This window comes from Parafrankia colletiae (assembly GCF_001854655.1).
Lineage (GTDB): Bacteria > Actinomycetota > Actinomycetes > Frankiales > Frankiaceae > Parafrankia > Parafrankia colletiae.
The window spans coordinates 1-2,490 of record NZ_MBLM01000081.1 but is presented as its reverse complement, the minus strand read 5'-3'; the positions used below and the strand labels follow the sequence as shown (position 1 = coordinate 2,490).

Sequence of the window (2,490 nt, the reverse complement as noted above, 5' to 3'; positions counted from 1 at the left end):
TCAACGTCGCTTCCGGCAGCACGACCGTGCCCGGCACCACCATCGGCACCTGGACCGAACGTGTCGACATCGGCCACGCGGCCGGTGGCGACGACCGGCGGATGGCTGTGTACGACGCGGCCGTCACAGCCGGAACATCCTCCGGCGCGGCGACGATCACGTTCACGCTCGGCACCTCCGCACCCGGAGCGGTCGCACTCCTACGGCTACGCGAGTCCAGCAACGCCCCGCCGACCGCCAACGCCGGACCCGACCAGCTCGGCATCGTCGACAGCCCGGTCACCTTGGACGGCACCGGCAGCTCGGACCCTGACGGCACCATCGCCGCCTACGCCTGGACCCAGGTGTCCGGCCCGGCGGTAACCCTGTCGTCGGCGAGCGCCGCACAGCCGACATTCACGCCGACAGCCGTGGGCAGCTACACGTTCGGGCTGATCGTCACCGACAACGGCGGCGACACCTCGCTGCAGGACACGGTCACCATCTCCGTCGTCCTCCCCGGCGGCCGGTATCACGCCAGCGGCGGGTCGTGGACCTGGCGGCAGATCCGCGTCGCCCTGTCAGGGGTGTGGTCCTGATGCCCGTCCCCGCCGGCCCCACCCCGACCCCGTCGGGCCTGTGCTCCCCATGGGTGGACGCGGCCACCGTCGCCGCCCGGCCCGACATGGCTGACGTCACGATCACCCCGGAGACGCTCGCCGCTGCCTGCGTCGACGCATCCGCGCTGCTCTACATCCTGTCCGGCCGGCAGTACCCCGGTATCTGCACCAGCACCGTCCGGCCCCACAACGGCTCCGGTGGGTGGGGTGGCATCGACCTGCAGCTCTACCCCATCCACACGGTCATCGAGGTCAAGGTCGACGGCGAAACCCTCGGGGCCGGCGACTACCGGCTCGACGACCGGCGGTGGCTCGTCCGCACCGACGGGCTGATCTGGCCCTCCGACCAGTGGCTCCACCTTGCCGACACCGAGGCTGGCACCTGGTCCGTCGCCGCCGTCCACGGCGCCGAACCGCCAGCGCTCGGCGTCTCCGCCGCATCCCGGCTCGCCGCCGAACTCGCCAAGGAACGCACCCCGGGCGCTACCACTGCGCTACCACGCCGGCTCACCAACATCACCCGACAGGGCGTGTCCATGACCCTCGTCGACCCGGCGACCTACCTGGAYCAGGGCCGCACCGGCGTCCCCGAGGTCGACCGGTTCATCGCCGCGGTCAACCCGTCCCGGCAGCGGGCCCGGCCCGCCGTGTTCTCACCTGACCTGCCCCGACGGAGGAGGGTCTGATGTCCCTGACATTCCCGGAGTCCTACGGCGAGCTCGAAGTGCTCGCCCACTACGGCGCCACCGCCGACGAGCTGGCCCGCCGCCTCGCCGAACGCGAGCGGATGGGCGAGATGGAACGCTGGCAGCTCGACGTCCAAGCCCGCGCCCATGTCGCCCCGACGATCGACGACCACCGGCAGCGGTGGGGGCGTGACCGGCGTCCGGCCGAGCCTGAGTCGAAAACCCCGCCCACCGTCGACGACAGCGACGACAGCGGCGAGGACGTCGACCTCGACGAGGTACCCCGCGGCGCCATGCCCGACGTCCTCAACTGGGTCGAAGCCTCCCCCGAGCGGGCCCGGGCGGCCATCGCCGTCGAAGAGGCCCGCGACGACCCGCGGACCTCCCTGCTGACCAAGCTGCGGAAGATCGTCGATGGCTGAGCCGTACGCGATGGCCGTCGACCTGATGGACCGGGTCGTCGCCTTCTTCGGCGAGCAGGACGCGGCACTCCCGTCGGTCCGCTACGTGGCACCCGGCGACTCCGGAGCGCTGGCCTTCGACGAAGACCCGAGCGGCGGGGTCCGTGAGGCCGTCATGGTCAACGTCGACTACATCAGCCCCGGCCAGCCCGGAGACGACCAGCAGAACGCCCCCCGCAACCTGTGGCAACCCCAGCGGTTCGCCCAGTTCGCGGTCACGATCCTGCGACGCGCCRCCACCCAAGACGACAGCGGCGTCGCCCCGACGCCCGCCCAGATCCAGGTCGACGGGCAGACGAACCTGCGTGACCTCGACGTGCTRCACCGGGCGCTCGAACACATCCGCAACGRCAGCGCGGGCGCGGGCGGGTGGGYGCCACGCGGCAGCACCGTCACCGTCGGGCGCACCCAGACTGTCGGACCACAGGGCGCCGCCGTCGCCGTCGTCGGCGTCCTCCAGGCGGTGGTGTCCACGTGACCCGCCCGCCCGACCGCACCTACCGGCTGAACGACTCCGCCGAGCTGCAGGTCACCTGGGACAACCAGGCACTGGCCCGCCTCGAACGGTCCCCGCAGGRCATGGTCGTCCGCGAACTGGTGCGCCGCGGGCAGCTGGTGCAGGACGCCGCGCAGCGCCAGGTCCGCCTCGGCCACATTGGCGGCGGTCCCGGCGGGCGCCCGAACCTCCGCTACACGATCGTCAAGCGGCTCGTGCAGGACGGCTCCAACGATCTGCCGACCATG

Annotated in this window: 5 protein-coding genes; all 5 read left to right on the top strand. The window is 72.1% G+C overall.

Going from position 1 to position 2,490, the window contains the following annotated elements; genetic code table 11:
- On the top strand, window positions 1–578 hold a 578-nt coding region (locus tag CC117_RS10075), incomplete at its 5' end, for a PKD domain-containing protein (RefSeq protein WP_206744815.1).
- A complete protein-coding gene (locus CC117_RS10070; RefSeq protein WP_131803048.1) occupies window positions 578–1,285 on the top strand; it encodes a hypothetical protein in 708 nt (235 codons plus the stop codon). The genes CC117_RS10075 and CC117_RS10070, both read left to right, overlap by 1 nt.
- Window positions 1,285–1,707, top strand: a complete 423-nt coding sequence (locus tag CC117_RS10065) for a hypothetical protein (RefSeq protein WP_071083482.1) — start codon at window positions 1,285–1,287, stop codon at window positions 1,705–1,707. The genes CC117_RS10070 and CC117_RS10065 overlap by 1 nt, the downstream gene beginning before the upstream one ends.
- A complete protein-coding gene (locus CC117_RS10060) occupies window positions 1,700–2,224 on the top strand; it encodes a hypothetical protein (protein ID WP_071083481.1) in 525 nt (174 codons plus the stop codon). The genes CC117_RS10065 and CC117_RS10060 overlap by 8 nt, the downstream gene beginning before the upstream one ends.
- Window positions 2,221–2,490: hypothetical protein (locus CC117_RS10055; protein ID WP_131803047.1), on the top strand; the 270-nt coding region annotated here is incomplete at its 3' end. The genes CC117_RS10060 and CC117_RS10055, both read left to right, overlap by 4 nt.

Coding starts and splice junctions, on each gene's coding strand:
- CC117_RS10065 (WP_071083482.1), top strand. CDS start 1,285: ATGTCCCTGACATTCCCGGAGTCCTACGGCGAGCTCGAAGTGCTCGCC.